Origin of the sequence: Avibacterium sp. 21-586, assembly GCF_026226775.1 — a bacterium.
Taxonomy (GTDB): Bacteria; Pseudomonadota; Gammaproteobacteria; order Enterobacterales; family Pasteurellaceae; genus Avibacterium.
The window spans coordinates 279,670-294,363 of sequence record NZ_JAKKOD010000002.1; the positions used below are offsets into that span (position 1 = coordinate 279,670).

Below are 14,694 nucleotides of genomic sequence, written 5' to 3' on the forward strand. Positions count from 1 at the left end.
TTGCGATTAGGCTGGCCTTACCGTTCTTATTTGCATTTCGTTTTAAGTAAAGCACGATAGAAGGGTCATTAATATGCCACAAACATTGGTGTATGACTAATGGGATCTTGGTGAATTTCCCCTTTCAAAGAAAAAACTTGATACAATAATTCTTGGCTCATTACTTCATCTGGGCGGCCTTGAGCCATCAATTTCCCTTGCTTTATGACCACCAAATGATCGCAGTAGCGACTAGCTTGATTTAGATCGTGAAGTACGGTAATAATCGTTTTTCCTTGCGCTTGCAGGGCTTTCATCATTGCCATTAATTCTGTTTGGTGGTTTAGATCTAAATAAGTAGTGGGTTCATCAAGTAATAAAAATGGTGTATCTTGTGCTAATGCCATTGCAAGAAAAGCGCGTTGCCGTTGACCGCCAGATAAATCACTGACTAATTTTTGTTGTAAATGCGTGGTCTGAGTAATCTCCATCACTTCATCAATTTTTTCGCGATCAACACGACTTAATTTTCCCCATAAATTCACATAAGGGCTTCGTCCATAAGCCACTAATTCTTTAACGCAAATTCCCTCTGGTACGATATGTTGTTGAGGGAGTAAGGCGAAATATCGTGCAAATAACTTTGGTTTTATATCTCGAATGTTTTGATTGTCCAAACAAATTTTACCTTGCTGTAGGGGTAAAAGGCGAGCGATGCTTTTTAACAAGGTGGATTTTCCACAACCATTCGGGCCAATAAGTGCGGTGATTTTATTATGTGGAAAATCGAGGCTAAAATTGTTGATGATGGTATGTTTTTCGTAACCAACAGAAAGTTGATGGATTGAAAGTTGCATTAGTTTTTCCTCATCAATAACACAAAAAAATAAGGGGCGCCAATGATAGCAGTTAAAATGCCTGCAGGTAGTTCTATTGGTGGTGCAATGGCTCGTGCTAGAATGTCAGCGGTCTGTAATAGGAGAGCGCCAATGAAGCAAGAGGCGGGAATTAAAATAAGGTGCCGTCCGCCAAAGCATTTGCGTGCTAAATGTGGTGCGATAAGTCCTAAAAAGGAAATGGGTCCACATACGGCAACAGCGGTAGCGGAGAGTGCCACCGCAATAAGTAGCGTGATAAGTTGGATGGCACGCACATTAACCCCAAGATTATGGGCTTTTTCTTCTCCCAGTGCGAGGGTATCAAGTGATTTTGCCAGCATAATTGTGAGTGGTAAAAATACCAATAACCAAGGTACAGCGAACATCACAACGTGCCAACTTCTCCCCCAAAGGCTACCTGTAAGCCATAACATTGCAAGGTTAATTTCCAATGGATTGGCGAGCATCATATAATGGGTTATCGCAACATATAATGCTGACAGAGATATACCTATTAATGCCATTTTGAGAGGGGAAAAACGATAATGACATAGTATAAGCAGTAGTAAAAAGGCAAGCAACCCTGCGCCGAAAGCGATAGGTGGAAGCCAAAAGATAGATATTGTAGGGAAAAAGGTTAGTATGGTTACAGCGGCTAAACCTGCCGCGTTATTGATCCCTAACACTTCAGGAGAAGCAAGAGGATTACGGATAATCCCTTGAACCAGTGTACCAGATAGTGCTAATGCGGCCCCCAAGAAAATAGCTAATAAGGCTCGGGGTAAGCGATATTCAACGAGAGTGAAGTAGTCTTTATGTTGTGGTGTGGTGAGAATTTCGCCAAGTTCATTAAAAGATAGCCAATAAGTGCCAATCATTAGGCTTAAGATGAACAAGAAAATGACGCTTAAGGGCATTAAATATAGATAAAAACGTGAAATTTGCATTAGCGCTTTCCTCGTGCGATCCAAACAAAAAATGGTGCACCGATCAGGGCTAGAATCGCCCCGGCAGGTAATTCATTTGGAAAAACGACTGCTCTTGCTAGGTTATCAGCTAAGAGCATTAAACTGGCACCAAAGATGATTGCTATAGGTAAGCTCTTGCGCAAATCATAGCCAATCCAATAGCGAGCTAAATGAGGAATAAGCAAACCAATAAAGGCAAATGGCCCTGCAACACTGACACTCACCCCCACTAACACTAAAGCTGCAATATTCAATATGAGGCGTAATTTTTTCAGCTCAATGCCCAATGATTTAGCATTGTCATCACTTAAATTCATAATATTAAGCTTATTGGCAAGCAAAAGGCTAATAATGATCGCGGGCAAAGAAAAAAGGGCTAAAGTTTGCACCGCACTCCAACGGATATGGCTGATATTGCCAGCCAGCCAGCTCATAATGCCATAGGCGTTATCTTCGGATAAAATCAAGGTCATTTTTGTTAAGGCTGCACACAGCATTGAAACCGCAATACCTGCAAGGACAATGCGCGTACGCTCAATATGTTGTGCCCAGCCTTGACTAATCAGCATGACTAATGCCCAACTTAGTCCTCCTCCTAACGCGGCAATGAAACTGATACTCAAAGAGGATAATATACTAGGACTAATTGCACTTGCTATAACCATTGCTAAGGAGGCACCAGAATTAATGCCTAACAAAGTAGGAGAAGCGAGAGGGTTGCGTGTCATCGCTTGCAATAATGTTCCAGCCACAGCCAAGGCACTTCCAATTAGCATTGCACCTAAAGATCTTGGAAGACGCAAATTGGTTACCGTAATGTCTGCAATGCTGTTATCAGAACGAAAAAGTATTACACCTAATGCATCAAGTGGTGCTACCTTGAGGGGGTAAAAGAGAAAAAGGCTACCCCAAAATACAAAAAGTAATAAGATAATTGGGAGTAGCCAACGGAAAACTAAACGCATTATTCTTTCAATATTGCCGTTTGCAAAATTTGTGCAATTTGCTCAGCTGCATCAAGCCCACGAGAACGTGTCCATAAGGCAGAATCATTTGTATTAATTAGTTGATGTTTTTGCACGGCTGTTAAAGCTTGCCATAAAGGTTCATCAGCCCATTTTTTGGTAATACTTTCATCACGATAATGGACGATAACTAACCAAGCAGGGTTTGAGGCGGCAAGTTGCTCTAGACCTGCTGGATTGTTGGCTTTATTTTTACTATTTAATGGTTTATCCACAATAAAGCCTAGTGCCTCTAACAAACTACCTGTGTAAGATTCATTGGTGGTGATTAAGAATTGATTTTCGCGAGAAATACCTATCATAGCGTGTACTTTGGGTAAGGTTTTGCTAATCGCAGCGATTTTCTCATTATGTGCCTTGATACGTTGACGCATTTGCTCTGATTTGCCAACTACATCGGCAATCGTTTGTGCAGAAACTAAATTTTCTTGATAGGTTTCTTGACGCGATTTGAGTAATAATGTTGGGGCAATTTTTTTTAATTCATTATAAACAGCACTATGTCGATTTTGATCAGCAATAATTAAATCTGGTTTGAGTTCAGCAATCGCTTCAAGGCTTGGTTGTGAGCGTGTGCCCACAGACTGCCAGTCGTTAATTTTATCTCGTACACTTTGCAAAATACGGGTTTTATCTTTATCATCAGCCACGCCAATAGGGCTAACACCAACATTTGCTAAAGCATCAACAAAGGAATACTCCAATGCAACAATACGTTTAGGTTGGTAATTGATAGTAAATTCGCCTTGCGCATCTTTCACTGTAATAGCATTTGCAGTGAAAGAAAAAATAGCAAAAAAGAAGCATAAAAGTGATTTGGCCTGTTTTAACAACATTATCATTTCCTTAATTTTATTAAAATCAGTAAAAATAATACCAATAGGAGCACTTAAATACAAATGATATTTTTTATTATTTGCTAGATAACTAGACTAATCCTAAATTTAGAAATACGCGATATAGGCCAGAGAAAATCAGTTCTATAATGAGAAAGGAAAGCTGAAGTACAGATTTGTTACAAAGTGCTTGTATACATTGCTCAGATATAATTTGGCAAAAAATAATATGATCGAATATCGACCATATTATTTTACAATTAAGCTTAATTTTAGCTAATTATTTGTTTTCCTAAACAAAGTCAGGGAAATAAAAATAAAGGCAAGGATACTTGAGGCGATGAGTATATAGAATCCGCCGTCCCAGCCAAAATTATCAACTACTGCACCTAACACTGTCCCTGCACTAGCTGATCCTAGTAAATAGCCAAATAAGCCTGTTAATCCTGTTGCTGTGCCAGTGGCGACACGAGGCACAAGATCAGCGGCTTGTAAACCAATCATCATTACAGGACCATAAATGAGGAAGCCGATTGCGATTAAACAGATGTTATCCACCATTGGGTTACCAGCTGGATTTTTCCAATAAACGAAAATTGCAATTAATACGCCTACTAAGAACATTAGCATCGGTGGCGCACGGTGTCCTTTGAACACTTTATCACTCAAATACCCACTTGCTAGCATTCCAAAAATTCCTGCATATTCATAAAGGAAATATGCCCAGCTTTGTTTATCAAAAGTGAAGTGTTTAACTTCTTTCAGATAGGTTGGCGCCCAGTCAATAATACCGTAACGAATAAAATAAACGAATACGTTAGCAATTGTAATAGCCCATAAGAATTTATTGTTAATAATATATTTAAAGAAGATTTCTTTACCTGTTAAGGTGTGGGCAGATTCAATTTGTTGCACTTTACCTTCTTTGTATTCTTCAATGGGTGGTAAGCCTTGCGATTCAGGCGTATCACGCATTAAGAAAAACATCACAATACTAAGCAAAATGGCTATTGTGGCTGGGAGATAGAACAACGCTTGCCACGCACCAAAAAGGTATAAACCTAAAATAGCCAGTGGGCCAATTAAGCCGCCACCAAGGTTATGAGAAACGTTCCACCAACTCCACCAACTTCCTCGTTCGGAAGTAGAGAACCAGTTGGTCATTGTTTTTGCCCCCGGCGGATAGCCCATACCTTGGAACCAACCGTTTAAGGCACTAAGCACAATCATTGCTGAAAGTGAAGAAAGCACGCCGGGCACTAAACCAAAAATCATACTTACCATTGCTGAGGCAACTAAACCAATGGTAATGAAATATTTTGGGTTACTGCGATCTGATACATTCCCCATAATAAATTTACTAAAACCGTAGGCAATGGCTAAAGCAAAGGAAACGGTACCAAGCTGAGCTTTTGTGTAGCCATATTCTTCAATTAAATGTGGAATGGCGAGAGAAAAATTCTTGCGGATTAAGTAATAAGCCGCATAACCAATAAATACGCCAAAGAAAACTTGCCAACGTAAGCGATGATAATCTCGGTCAATCTTGGTTTTATCAGTGATACGTGGGGCAGGTGGTGAAGCCTTTAAAAATCGAAACATAAGATCTCCTATTTTGTGAAATTGGGCGTATTATTAGGTATTTGAATAAACTAATCTGTGATATTCTTCACAAAAAGATCATTGTGAAATTTAATTGCTTAATTAACTCTCAAATAGAGGACATAAAATGCGCCCTATGCTTGGCATTACAGGATACAGTGGCAGTGGCAAAACCACTTTGCTGGAAAAACTTTTACCTCAGCTTGCTGAGCTAGGTTTGCGTGTGGCGGTGATTAAGCACAGCCATCATAACGCGCAGGTGGATAAAGAGGGCAAGGATAGCTGGCGAATGAAAGAAGCGGGGGCGAGCCAAGTGGTAATGGTGTGTGATAACCGTTGGGCATTGATGACAGAAACACCACAGCCAGTGAGTTTAGCGTATCTGGCAGCGCAATTTGATCCGCAGCTGACGGATTTGATTTTGGTGGAAGGCTTTAAACACGAACCTATTGCAAAGATTTTATTACATAGAAAGGCAATGGAGAAAGCCTTGCCTGAGCTTGATGAAAAAGTGATTGCGCTGGCAACAGATTATCCTTTAGGTTGTGCGGTGCCACATTTAGATATTAATCAGGTTGAGCAAATTGCTGAATTTATTTTTCATTGGTATCAACAACAAATGAAATAAAGTGCGGTGTAGAATTGCAGAATTTTTATGACAGAAACGAATAATTATACCGGCTTGGCGTGGATTGCAGCTGTTGCCTTTTTTATGCAAACCTTAGATGCCACCATTTTGAATACGGCATTACCCACCATTTCGCATAGCCTAAATGAATCACCACTGAATATGCAGTTGGCGATTATCAGTTATGCCTTAACCGTAGCGCTATTTATTCCTTTAAGTGGTTGGATAGCAGATAAATTTGGTACGCTCAAGGTTTTTCGTTCTGCAATTGGCATTTTTGTGTTGGGATCGGTAGCGTGCGCCTTATCCCAATCTTTGTCGCAATTGATCTTTGCTCGTATTTTGCAAGGATTTGGCGGCGCGTTAATGATGCCCGTTGCGCGCCTTGCCATAATCCGTTGTGTGCCGAAAAACGAACTATTAAATGCGTGGAATATTATGGCGATGGCAGGGCTGATTGGACCAATTCTCGGACCTGTATTAGGTGGTTTAATCGTTAGTTATATGACCTGGTATTGGATTTTCTTAATTAACATTCCTATTGGGCTAGCAGGTATTTTTCTTGCGGGCATTTATATGCCAAATATGAAAGGGCAGTCGAACCGTTTAGATAAATGGGGTTTTGTGCTTTTTGCAGGCGGGCTTGTTGGCTTGACTTTGGGGTTAGATCTGATGGCAGAACATTTCACCGCAACTTGGATTGCGTTAGTCGTACTCGCTGTGGGAATGACATTCCTTGCCTGCTATTATCTTTATGCTAAACGCGTTCCCACTCCCCTAATGCCCCTTTCTTTGTTCCGTATTCGTACCTTCCGCTTAGGCTTTATTGCTAATTTATTTATTCGTCTTTGTGGCTCCGGCGTGCCGTTTTTGTTACCCCTAATGCTTCAAGTGATATTTGATTACAGCGCAGAAGTCACAGGTTGGCTAATGGTGCCGATTGCAGTGAGCTCCATCGCATTCAAACCGCTGATTCGCAGCATTCTTTTTCGTTTTGGTTATAAGAAAACGCTTATCAGCACCGCCATTGTGATGATTTTTGTGATTGCTGCAATGAGCTTACTGCAACGCCACACACCAATTTGGCAAATTGTACTGATTTTATTGGCATATGGTGGTTGTATGTCGATCAGTTTCACCGCAATCAATACCTTAACCGTAGGTGATTTATCAGACAACAACGCCAGCGCAGGTTCAACAATGTTGAGCGTGATTCAGCAAGTAGGGATTGGCATTGGCATTGCGGTTTCTTCGGTGATTTTAGGCTTATATCGCAATGCTTTTGGGGAAAGTGCCGAACAGCTACAACAGGCTTTTAGCTATACCTTCTTAACCTCCAGTTTATTCGGCTTTATTCTGGTACTGATTCTTTCTGGTTTAAGAAAGCAAGATGGTGAGAATTTGCAAATTAGAGTGGCAAAAAAATAGCAAAATTCTTACCCCACTTATCTTGTTTCTTATTGCGCAAGATAAATATCAAAACGATGGTTTTTGGTTTCTCGGCTAAAGTGCGGGGCTTTTTCTGCGAGAAATCGAGCGTAGCCGGGGCGTTTTACCACCACACGTTTTTGTGCGATGTGTAAGGCGGGAGCGAGTAGCGTATCCGCATCTTCATCTGCGCCTACTAAATGTTGAAAAACGCGCATTTCTTTTTTCACTAAGGCACTTTTTGCTTTATGAGGATACATCGGGTCTAGATATACCACATCTGCTCGCACGCCTTGTTGAGCAAGCTCACTGATCTGTTTTACGGGCAATAACTGCATATTTTGTTGCATCATTGCACCGATTTCAACATCTTGATAAGCCCGTTGCAAGCCGTCTTGTAGCAATAAATAGACCACAGGGTGGCGCTCAACTAAGCGTACTTGGCAACCAATGGCGGCGAGAACAAAGGCATCGCGTCCGAGCCCTGCAGTAGCGTCAATCACGCGAGGTAGGTAATCTTTTTTTATCCCAACCGCTTTAGCGATCGCTTCGCCACGTCCGCCGCCGAATTTTCGCCGATGCGCCATGGCACCGCTGACGAAATCTACATATACTGCGCCTAATTTGGGCTCGTCTAATTTGCGCAATTCTAAACGCTCAATGCCATTTTGTTCCGTTTGTACCAAGGCCAGTTGACTGTCTGGGTGGTGGATTAAACCTTGTTGTTCACAAAGTGCGGTGAAATTTTGCAAATTTTTTGTTTCGCAAATCAGTTGCACGGCTATTTTCGCATTAACCATACACCTGACTCCATATGTTCAGTATAAGGGAACTGATCAAACAGCGCCGCACGTTCAATGCGGTGGGTTTGACACAGGGTTTGCAAGTTATCGCATAGGGTGTATGGATTGCAGGAAATATACAAAATGCGATCATATTGTTGCACCAATTTTACCGTGTCAGGATCAAGCCCTGCCCGTGGTGGATCAACAAAAATGGTATTGCAATCATAAGCTTGCAAATCAATGCCTTTTAAACGATTAAAGGCGCGCACGCCGTTCATTGCTTGGGTAAATTCTTCTGCCGACATTCTTATAATCTGCAAATTATCAATATGGTTCGCGGCGATATTAAATTGTGCTGCGGCAACCGATGGCTTGGCGATTTCGGTTGCTAGCACATTACGAAAGTTTTGCGCTAGTGCGATAGAAAAATTGCCGTTACCACAATAAAGCTCGAGCAAATCCCCTTGGCTGTTTTGGGTGCAATCAATCGCCCATTGCAACATTTTGCTATTCACTATCGCGTTGGGTTGTGTGAAACTGTTTTCCACTTGGCGATAAATATATTCTTTGCCGTTTACAGGCAGAATTTCGTCCACATAATCCTGATCTAAACAAATTTTTTGTTTAGACGCGCGTCCGATGATCTGCACGTCAAAACCTTGTTGTTGTAAGGTTTGGCGTAATGCTACCGCAGCCTGTTGCCATTGTTCATCTAAGACTTTGTGATAGAGCAGGCTTACGACAATTTTATTGCTTAGCGTGCTGAGATAATCAATTTGGAATAAACGATGCTTGAGAATGGCTTGCTGTTTGAGCAGGGGTAGCAAGGCTTGCATCATTTCATTGATAAGCTGGCTGGCAATCGGAAAATGGTCAATGCGATACGGCTTGCGCGTTTGACGGTCAAACATAATATGATAAAAATCATCATCTTGATGCCAAACACGAAATTCAGCACGCATACGATAATGTTGTTTTGGTGAATCAAATACCGCTAATTTTGGCGCATTAAAGGGCACTAAAAGTGCGGTCAATTTTTGGTGTTTTTCTGCCAATAATTCATCATATTTTTCGATTGGTAAGGCTTGCATTGATAGTTCTCATTATTCGTTGCCAACAAAAAGAAAAGGCTTGATTGCTCAAGCCTTATGATCTTGTTAGGCAGATTAATCCGCGTTGCTGATCTCTTCTAGGTTATCCGCAACCACACCAGATAAGGTATAAACACGTTTTGTTGCGCTGGTTAATGTGCGATATTTATGCCAAGTTTTTTCAAAGAACGTTTCTGGCTGGCGCTCACCTTTACAAAAGGCCACAAAGTCTTTTTCCTCTTTTGTTACTGGTGTACGCTCACCGCTATCTAAAGCCTTAAAAGCTTGACCATATTGCTCTAAAGCTTGAGATTCTTTGATTGTATAATCACCGTGGCGAGCAAAACCGCGGGGATAGTTTTTATCGTCAAAAAAACGACGGGTTACGCTAAAATTTTCTGCCATAATATCCTCAAATATTGCGAATTCAAAATCGGCACGCATTAAACCAATTTTTGCTTATTTTTGCAATTTATTTGTTACTTTTGTAGCAGGCCTTTCACGGTTTCTACATAATCTTGAATGAAACCCTCTTGACTGTGCGATAATCCTTCTGGATTTACACGATATTTACCGTTTACGTAGAAATCTGGCACGCCGTGTACATCAAAACGCTTGGCGGCTTGCACTTGTTGATTATATAAACCCGTTACCGCAAAGCTGTTAATGCCACCGTCAAATTGCTCTGCCGTTACACCATTATCAAGAAAAATTTGACGAATCACGTCTAAACTCGGTGCACTTTGATCACGATTTTTCACCGCACTTTGTGCTGCTTCAAATAATGGTGCTTTGACTTTATCTTCCACGCCTAATGCCATCGCTAATGCCCAAGCACGAGTAAGATTTTCAGATTGGAAACCTAAAAAATCAACGTGATATTGCTTAAATTTTGTGCCTTCAGGTAATGCTGCGCTCACTTTTTCAGGAATGTGATAATCCATTTCAAAGGCATAGCAATGTGGGCAATAAAAGGAGAAAAACTCAATCACTTCAGGCTGAATCGCACGTTCTGTGTTTAACGCAATATATTGTTTTCCTTCTGTTAAATCCGCAGCTTGTACATTTGCTACAAAAAATAGTGATGCTAAGGCAACAAGAAATTTTTTCATTACAATTTTCCTTATTCAATAATGCCGCGTGCTTTTAATAACGCGGTTTTAAAATCTTCTTCATAGTCTTTTTTAATCCCAGGAATCGGCTCGTGCTTATCTGTGCCATACATTTTTAAATGGTAGATAATGACTTCATCCGTTAATTCTGCCACAGGTTTATCAAACCCCGCCTCATCAGCGATTTTTTGCAAAATCTGGGTTAAACTCAAATCAGGATCTTGCGACCAATAAGGTTGCAATAATTCCAATACTTCATTTAGACGATGACATTTCATAACAGTTCCTTACCTTGAATAACAAAGGTTAAATAATACTGTAATTAGGGGGAGAAAGGAATAAGTTGGCGGAAAAAAGCTGATCTAACAAGTGCGGTAGGAAAACGCATAATTTTTCCACCGCGCTTTTTTATTTACGGATTTATCAAGTAGAATGGCATCATTTGATGGTGGTTGGATGGTTAAAAATGAGAATAAGGGAAAATGAAAATTAGTGCGGTGATTCTTGCTGGTGGGCGGGCAAGGCGTATGGGGGGCGTGGATAAAGGGTTGCAGCTTTTCCGTGGGCAGCCATTGGTATGGCATTGTTATCAGCGCTTGAAAGCTCAAGTGGCACAGGTGGCAGTGAATGCCAATCGCAATCAAGAACGCTATGCACAGTTTGGGTTGCCAGTGTTTGCTGATGAATTGGCGGATTTCCAAGGGCCGTTGAGTGGTATTTTAACAGGGCTAAAACAGGCGGAGAGCGATTTTGTGTTGTTTGTACCTTGTGATTGCCCCTTTTTACCGTTGAATTTATTGGAAAAGTTGCAGCAGCCTATTTTGCGATCTTTGCAACATTATCAAAGCGATAGCCAAAGTGCGGGAGAAAATTCGCCAGTTTTACTCACTTATGCCTCTGATGGTGAGCGCGAACACCCGACATTTTGTTTGGTTTCCACCTTGTTGGTGGAAAAGCTCACCACTTATTTACAGAGCGGTGAGCGGCGAATGTTGCAGTTTATGCGAGAAAATGAGACGATTGCGGTAGATTTTAGCGATCAGAAAGACGCGTTCCAAAATTTTAATACGTTGGCGGATTTAGAAAGCAAAGAGTGGTGAAAAAATCACGGAAATTTGGCTTTTTATTCAAATCATAATCAGTATAATAAGGAAAATCTGATTAACAAAAAACGGATAAGTTATGTTCAAAATTATTTCAATTTCAGTGTTAAGTGCCTTTTTAGTGGCGTGTTCTTCTTTGACTTCTTATGTGCCGTTTATGGACAAGGAGAAAAAGGTCATCGATCTGGATAAAGATAAAATCGATCAAAAATCCTATGCCTCTGCTTATGCGGCAACGGTGCAAACCTATTCCGGTCGAGTGAATCAAGATTATGATGTGAATTCTTTTGCCAGCGGCGTGAATGATTGGTATCTCAACCGCATTTTAGTGCCGATTGAAGAAGTGAAAGCGAAATTATACCAAGGCGGTGGCGTGGATAGCCAAGTTTATGCGTATTATAGTGGTGTGGTGTTCGCTTCTGAATTACAGAATAATTTCAATCGCTTAAGTGCAAATTGTTGGTCGCAAATCAGCCAGTCAAGTGCAACGCAAGGGATTTATGATGCAATGCGAGATCTACAAAAAGGGCAACCCCGTTCCTTAGATGAGGGCTATATCGCAGAAGGCAGCGATCAAGTGTTGAAAGTCTGTACTGGTAAATAATGTGTGAGGTTACTGACGTTTAGTTAGTAACCTTTTCTTTTTTAGAAGATTCCTCATTTTGTAGAATCTTGACATTAAAAAATAATTTTAATATCCTTTTACATAGATATGTAGTAATACTTGTGATGACGTTGTCAATATTACATATCTTAAATAAGCCTTTATTATTTATTTAATTCAACAAATTAGGAGCGAAATTATGAATTGGGAGCAACTCGAAGGTAAATGGGATCAAATAAAAGGTACTATTAAAACCAAATGGGCTGAATTAACAGACGATGACCTTTTATTGATCGAAGGTAAAAAAGATAAATTTATCGGTATGCTTCAAGAGCGCTATGGCATAACTAAAGAAGAAGCAGAAAAACAAGCTGATGAATTTGATTTGGATTTATAAAATGTATAGAGCCTGCTTATAAAGCAGGCTTTTTTATTGGCGAATTAAATTTACATAGTAATCTGCGTTTATCCAAGATAATCTAGTCTATAGCAATAAGCTACTCTCTAGGTGTGGTCGTTAAAGCTAGAGAATAACTTTGTTAGTAAATATAATGCGTTATTTTATTCTTTCAGTTAAACGCAATAATATTGTGTCAAATGAATCTCATTGTATGAGATAAAAACATCCCCAAATAAATTAACTGAATAATATTATCTCAAGTAGATAAGTAGAAAGGTGATGTTGAGAGGTTTATTTTATTATTAAATAAGGGATGGTCCTAGATAGCGACTAAAAATAAAAACGCTATTTAGATTAACATAATACTATGAGAACAATCATTTAACTCAGCATAAACGGAATTGAGAATTTTGGAGCAAAGAAAAACGCCATTTACGCAAGTTTAACGGTATTCCGAAAGCCTATTTTGAGCTTTATTTAAAGGAATGCGAATAGCGTTTTTATTACAGTGATATACAAATTAAAATTTCCCTTTTAAGAGAGTTAATTAAGATTAAGGCTAGTTATTTGATATGATTTCGTTTACTATTTCAGCTGAAAGGTTTTTGCTTTGTTTGGCAAGCCGTTAGTCAAAATTATCACCAAATTGGTTTTGCGAAGAAGTCAGCCGGTATCACAACGCCATTTGGTATTCAAACCAATATTCTGGAGAGAAAATGCTTAACTTATCAGAAAAAAATATTCATTTATCGGCGCAGGCCGAAAATAAACAGCAAGCTATTGAATTGGTGGCGCAAGCCTTAGAGCAAGCAGGCAATGTGGAAGCGGGATATTTAGCAGGAATGTTGGCGCGCGAAACGCAAACGTCAACTTTCTTAGGCAATGGCATTGCCATTCCGCACGGCACATTGGAAACGCGTCCAATGGTAAAAGAAACGGGCGTGCAAGTGTTCCAATTTCCACAAGGGATTGAATGGGGCGAAGGCAATAAAGCTTATGTGGTGATTGGCATTGCAGCCCGTTCAGATGAGCATTTAACCTTGCTGCGTCAGCTCACTCAAGTGTTAGGTGATGAAGAAAAAGCAGCAAAATTAGCGACATTACAAGAGGTAGAAAAATTCCGTGCCATTTTAATGGGCGAAGAAACGCTGGAAGTGAAAAGTGAAGATCTGAGCCTTGATGTGGATACTAAAAGCCTGCTTACTTTAATTGCGATTAATGCCGGTAAATTGCAAAACCAAGGGGCGGTGAATAATCAATTTGTGGCAGAGGTGATCGCTTCCCCAGCCTTACCATTAGGCGGTGGGTTATGGCTTACTGATTCCGTGCAAGGTAACGAGAAAAATGCCCTTGTATTCAGCCGTGTAAAGCAAGCTTTCCAGCATAATCATAAAGACGTGAAAGGCGTGCTAACCGTCGCTTGTGTGAATGAGCAAATCGATGAGCTGCTTGCGCGATTGCTAGAAAATTCCGTGCAACAAGCCTTATTAAATGGAAATACTCACCAAATTTTGACCGCACTTAATGGTGGCGAAGTGAGTGTTGAAAGCCCTGCGCCTGCCAATACCAGTAGCGAAAATGCAGGGACGGTTATCGGCACATTCACCGTGCGTAATGAACACGGTTTGCACGCGCGTCCTTCAGCGGTATTAGTGAATGAGGTGAAAAAATTTGCCTCAAAAATTACGGTAGAAAATCTCACCCGTGGTGGTGAAGCCATTAGCGCTAAAAGCCTGATGAAAATCGTGGCATTGGGTGCAACCCTTGGACATCGTTTACGTTTTAGCGCGGTGGGTGAAGATGCCAAGCAAGCCATTGAAACCATTGGTAAAGCCATTGCGGACGGCTTAGGGGAAGAAGTGTCTTCTTTATCGCCGAAAGAGCCTGATCATATTGAAGTGATTGGCGAAAGCAACACGACTAGCGAAAAAACCGTTGAAAAAACCACCGCACTTGATAATCAAGATCCAAGCGAAAGCGTTGAAGCAGTGTTTGTGGTGCGTAACGAACACGGTTTGCACGCACGTCCTGCCGCTGTGTTAATTAATGAAGTAAAGAAATATAACGCTTCAGTGGCGGTGCAAAATCTAGATCGCGATAGCCAATTAGTGAGTGCTAAAAGTTTGATGAAAGTGGTGGCACTTGGCGTGGTGAAAGGGCATCGTTTACGTTTCGTGGCAACCGGTGAAGAAGCACAAAAAGCCCTTGATGGCATTGGTGCGGCGATTGAAGCTGGCTTGGGTGAGTAGGAGTTG

At 40.7% G+C, this 14,694-nt stretch carries 16 protein-coding genes and 1 pseudogene; 7 read left to right on the forward strand and 10 right to left on the reverse strand.

The genetic code is table 11. The features are described from left to right. Nucleotides 1–68 precede the first annotated feature (68 nt). The 5 genes from fecE to pgtP all read right to left on the reverse strand — a co-directional run bounded on the left by fecE (nucleotide 69) and on the right by pgtP (nucleotide 5,288). Nucleotides 69–836 (reverse strand): Fe(3+) dicitrate ABC transporter ATP-binding protein FecE, encoded by a 768-nt coding sequence (gene fecE, locus L5B71_RS08980; protein WP_265758050.1) that lies wholly within the window; start codon nucleotides 834–836, stop codon nucleotides 69–71. Then, nucleotides 836–1,804, reverse strand: coding sequence for a Fe(3+) dicitrate ABC transporter permease subunit FecD (fecD, locus tag L5B71_RS08985; protein ID WP_265758051.1), 969 nt, complete (start codon nucleotides 1,802–1,804; stop codon nucleotides 836–838). Before fecD ends, fecE begins: the two co-directional genes overlap by 1 nt. Next, on the reverse strand, nucleotides 1,804–2,793 hold the full coding sequence (gene fecC / locus L5B71_RS08990; RefSeq protein ID WP_442780752.1) for an iron-dicitrate ABC transporter permease FecC: 990 nt from the start codon (nucleotides 2,791–2,793) through the stop codon (nucleotides 1,804–1,806). The genes fecD and fecC overlap by 1 nt, the downstream gene beginning before the upstream one ends. Further along, entirely contained in the window at nucleotides 2,790–3,686 is an 897-nt protein-coding gene (locus L5B71_RS08995) for a Fe(3+) dicitrate ABC transporter substrate-binding protein (RefSeq protein WP_265758053.1), read from the reverse strand. Before L5B71_RS08995 ends, fecC begins: the two co-directional genes overlap by 4 nt. A 276-nt stretch (nucleotides 3,687–3,962) precedes the next feature. Next, nucleotides 3,963–5,288: a phosphoglycerate transporter protein PgtP gene (pgtP, locus tag L5B71_RS09000; protein WP_265758054.1), complete on the reverse strand. Its 1,326-nt coding sequence runs from the start codon at nucleotides 5,286–5,288 to the stop codon at nucleotides 3,963–3,965. Nucleotides 5,289–5,415: 127 nt separating this feature from the next. Here pgtP and mobB point away from each other — a divergent pair, with 127 nt between their 5' ends. After that, the gene (mobB, locus tag L5B71_RS09005; protein ID WP_265758055.1) at nucleotides 5,416–5,916 is read left to right on the forward strand and encodes a molybdopterin-guanine dinucleotide biosynthesis protein MobB; all 501 of its coding nucleotides are present in this window, start codon (nucleotides 5,416–5,418) and stop codon (nucleotides 5,914–5,916) included. A gap of 27 nt (nucleotides 5,917–5,943) precedes the next feature. Then, nucleotides 5,944–7,344, forward strand: coding sequence for a DHA2 family efflux MFS transporter permease subunit (locus L5B71_RS09010; protein WP_265758056.1), 1,401 nt, complete (start codon nucleotides 5,944–5,946; stop codon nucleotides 7,342–7,344). 29 nt (nucleotides 7,345–7,373) lie between these two features. Here L5B71_RS09010 and L5B71_RS09015 read toward each other — a convergent pair whose 3' ends face one another. The 5 genes from L5B71_RS09015 to L5B71_RS09035 form a co-directional block, all read right to left on the reverse strand. Then, complete coding sequence (locus L5B71_RS09015) at nucleotides 7,374–8,144, reverse strand: class I SAM-dependent methyltransferase (RefSeq protein ID WP_265758057.1); 771 nt, start codon at nucleotides 8,142–8,144, stop codon at nucleotides 7,374–7,376. Beyond that, nucleotides 8,126–9,220 carry a tRNA (uridine(54)-C5)-methyltransferase TrmA gene (trmA, locus tag L5B71_RS09020; protein WP_265758058.1) on the reverse strand — a complete coding sequence of 365 codons (1,095 nt, stop codon included), beginning with the start codon at nucleotides 9,218–9,220 and terminating at the stop codon, nucleotides 8,126–8,128. Before trmA ends, L5B71_RS09015 begins: the two co-directional genes overlap by 19 nt. Before the next feature lie 75 nt (nucleotides 9,221–9,295). Continuing rightward, nucleotides 9,296–9,625 (reverse strand): DUF413 domain-containing protein, encoded by a 330-nt coding sequence (locus L5B71_RS09025; RefSeq protein WP_265758059.1) that lies wholly within the window; start codon nucleotides 9,623–9,625, stop codon nucleotides 9,296–9,298. Nucleotides 9,626–9,699: 74 nt separating this feature from the next. Next, nucleotides 9,700–10,332, reverse strand: coding sequence for a thiol:disulfide interchange protein DsbA (dsbA, locus tag L5B71_RS09030; protein ID WP_265758060.1), 633 nt, complete (start codon nucleotides 10,330–10,332; stop codon nucleotides 9,700–9,702). 11 nt (nucleotides 10,333–10,343) lie between these two features. Then, nucleotides 10,344–10,610, reverse strand: coding sequence for a YihD family protein (locus L5B71_RS09035; RefSeq protein WP_103853621.1), 267 nt, complete (start codon nucleotides 10,608–10,610; stop codon nucleotides 10,344–10,346). 204 nt (nucleotides 10,611–10,814) lie between these two features. On the opposite strand from L5B71_RS09035, the gene mobA reads away from it, so the two are divergent. The 5 genes and pseudogenes from mobA to fruB all read left to right on the forward strand — a co-directional run bounded on the left by mobA (nucleotide 10,815) and on the right by fruB (nucleotide 14,688). Continuing rightward, on the forward strand, nucleotides 10,815–11,432 hold the full coding sequence (mobA, locus tag L5B71_RS09040) for a molybdenum cofactor guanylyltransferase MobA (RefSeq protein WP_265758061.1): 618 nt from the start codon (nucleotides 10,815–10,817) through the stop codon (nucleotides 11,430–11,432). A gap of 82 nt (nucleotides 11,433–11,514) precedes the next feature. Continuing rightward, a complete protein-coding gene (locus L5B71_RS09045; protein WP_265758062.1) occupies nucleotides 11,515–12,039 on the forward strand; it encodes a hypothetical protein in 525 nt (174 codons plus the stop codon). Between the two features lie 199 nt (nucleotides 12,040–12,238). Beyond that, a complete protein-coding gene (locus L5B71_RS09050) occupies nucleotides 12,239–12,436 on the forward strand; it encodes a CsbD family protein (RefSeq protein WP_265758063.1) in 198 nt (65 codons plus the stop codon). 394 nt (nucleotides 12,437–12,830) lie between these two features. Then, nucleotides 12,831–13,015, forward strand: a pseudogene (locus L5B71_RS09055) (IS1595 family transposase); the annotation flags it as partial. Between the two features lie 140 nt (nucleotides 13,016–13,155). Further along, the gene (gene fruB, locus L5B71_RS09060; RefSeq protein WP_265758064.1) at nucleotides 13,156–14,688 is read left to right on the forward strand and encodes a fused PTS fructose transporter subunit IIA/HPr protein; all 1,533 of its coding nucleotides are present in this window, start codon (nucleotides 13,156–13,158) and stop codon (nucleotides 14,686–14,688) included. The last annotated feature ends 6 nt before the right edge of the window (nucleotides 14,689–14,694 follow it).

What these genes read in the sequence shown, in the direction of transcription:
- trmA (WP_265758058.1), bottom strand. Translation starts at nt 9,220, where the DNA reads ATGCAAGCCTTACCAATCGAAAAATATGATGAATTATTGGCAGAAAAA.
- mobB (WP_265758055.1), top strand. Translation starts at nt 5,416, where the DNA reads ATGCGCCCTATGCTTGGCATTACAGGATACAGTGGCAGTGGCAAAACC.
- mobA (WP_265758061.1), top strand. Translation starts at nt 10,815, where the DNA reads ATGAAAATTAGTGCGGTGATTCTTGCTGGTGGGCGGGCAAGGCGTATG.
- L5B71_RS09050 (WP_265758063.1), top strand. Translation starts at nt 12,239, where the DNA reads ATGAATTGGGAGCAACTCGAAGGTAAATGGGATCAAATAAAAGGTACT.
- L5B71_RS09015 (WP_265758057.1), bottom strand. Translation starts at nt 8,144, where the DNA reads ATGGTTAATGCGAAAATAGCCGTGCAACTGATTTGCGAAACAAAAAAT.
- L5B71_RS09045 (WP_265758062.1), top strand. Translation starts at nt 11,515, where the DNA reads ATGTTCAAAATTATTTCAATTTCAGTGTTAAGTGCCTTTTTAGTGGCG.
- L5B71_RS09025 (WP_265758059.1), bottom strand. Translation starts at nt 9,625, where the DNA reads ATGGCAGAAAATTTTAGCGTAACCCGTCGTTTTTTTGACGATAAAAAC.
- fecE (WP_265758050.1), bottom strand. Translation starts at nt 836, where the DNA reads ATGCAACTTTCAATCCATCAACTTTCTGTTGGTTACGAAAAACATACC.
- dsbA (WP_265758060.1), bottom strand. Translation starts at nt 10,332, where the DNA reads ATGAAAAAATTTCTTGTTGCCTTAGCATCACTATTTTTTGTAGCAAAT.
- L5B71_RS09035 (WP_103853621.1), bottom strand. Translation starts at nt 10,610, where the DNA reads ATGAAATGTCATCGTCTAAATGAAGTATTGGAATTATTGCAACCTTAT.
- fecD (WP_265758051.1), bottom strand. Translation starts at nt 1,804, where the DNA reads ATGCAAATTTCACGTTTTTATCTATATTTAATGCCCTTAAGCGTCATT.
- pgtP (WP_265758054.1), bottom strand. Translation starts at nt 5,288, where the DNA reads ATGTTTCGATTTTTAAAGGCTTCACCACCTGCCCCACGTATCACTGAT.
- L5B71_RS08995 (WP_265758053.1), bottom strand. Translation starts at nt 3,686, where the DNA reads ATGTTGTTAAAACAGGCCAAATCACTTTTATGCTTCTTTTTTGCTATT.
- fruB (WP_265758064.1), top strand. Translation starts at nt 13,156, where the DNA reads ATGCTTAACTTATCAGAAAAAAATATTCATTTATCGGCGCAGGCCGAA.
- L5B71_RS09010 (WP_265758056.1), top strand. Translation starts at nt 5,944, where the DNA reads ATGACAGAAACGAATAATTATACCGGCTTGGCGTGGATTGCAGCTGTT.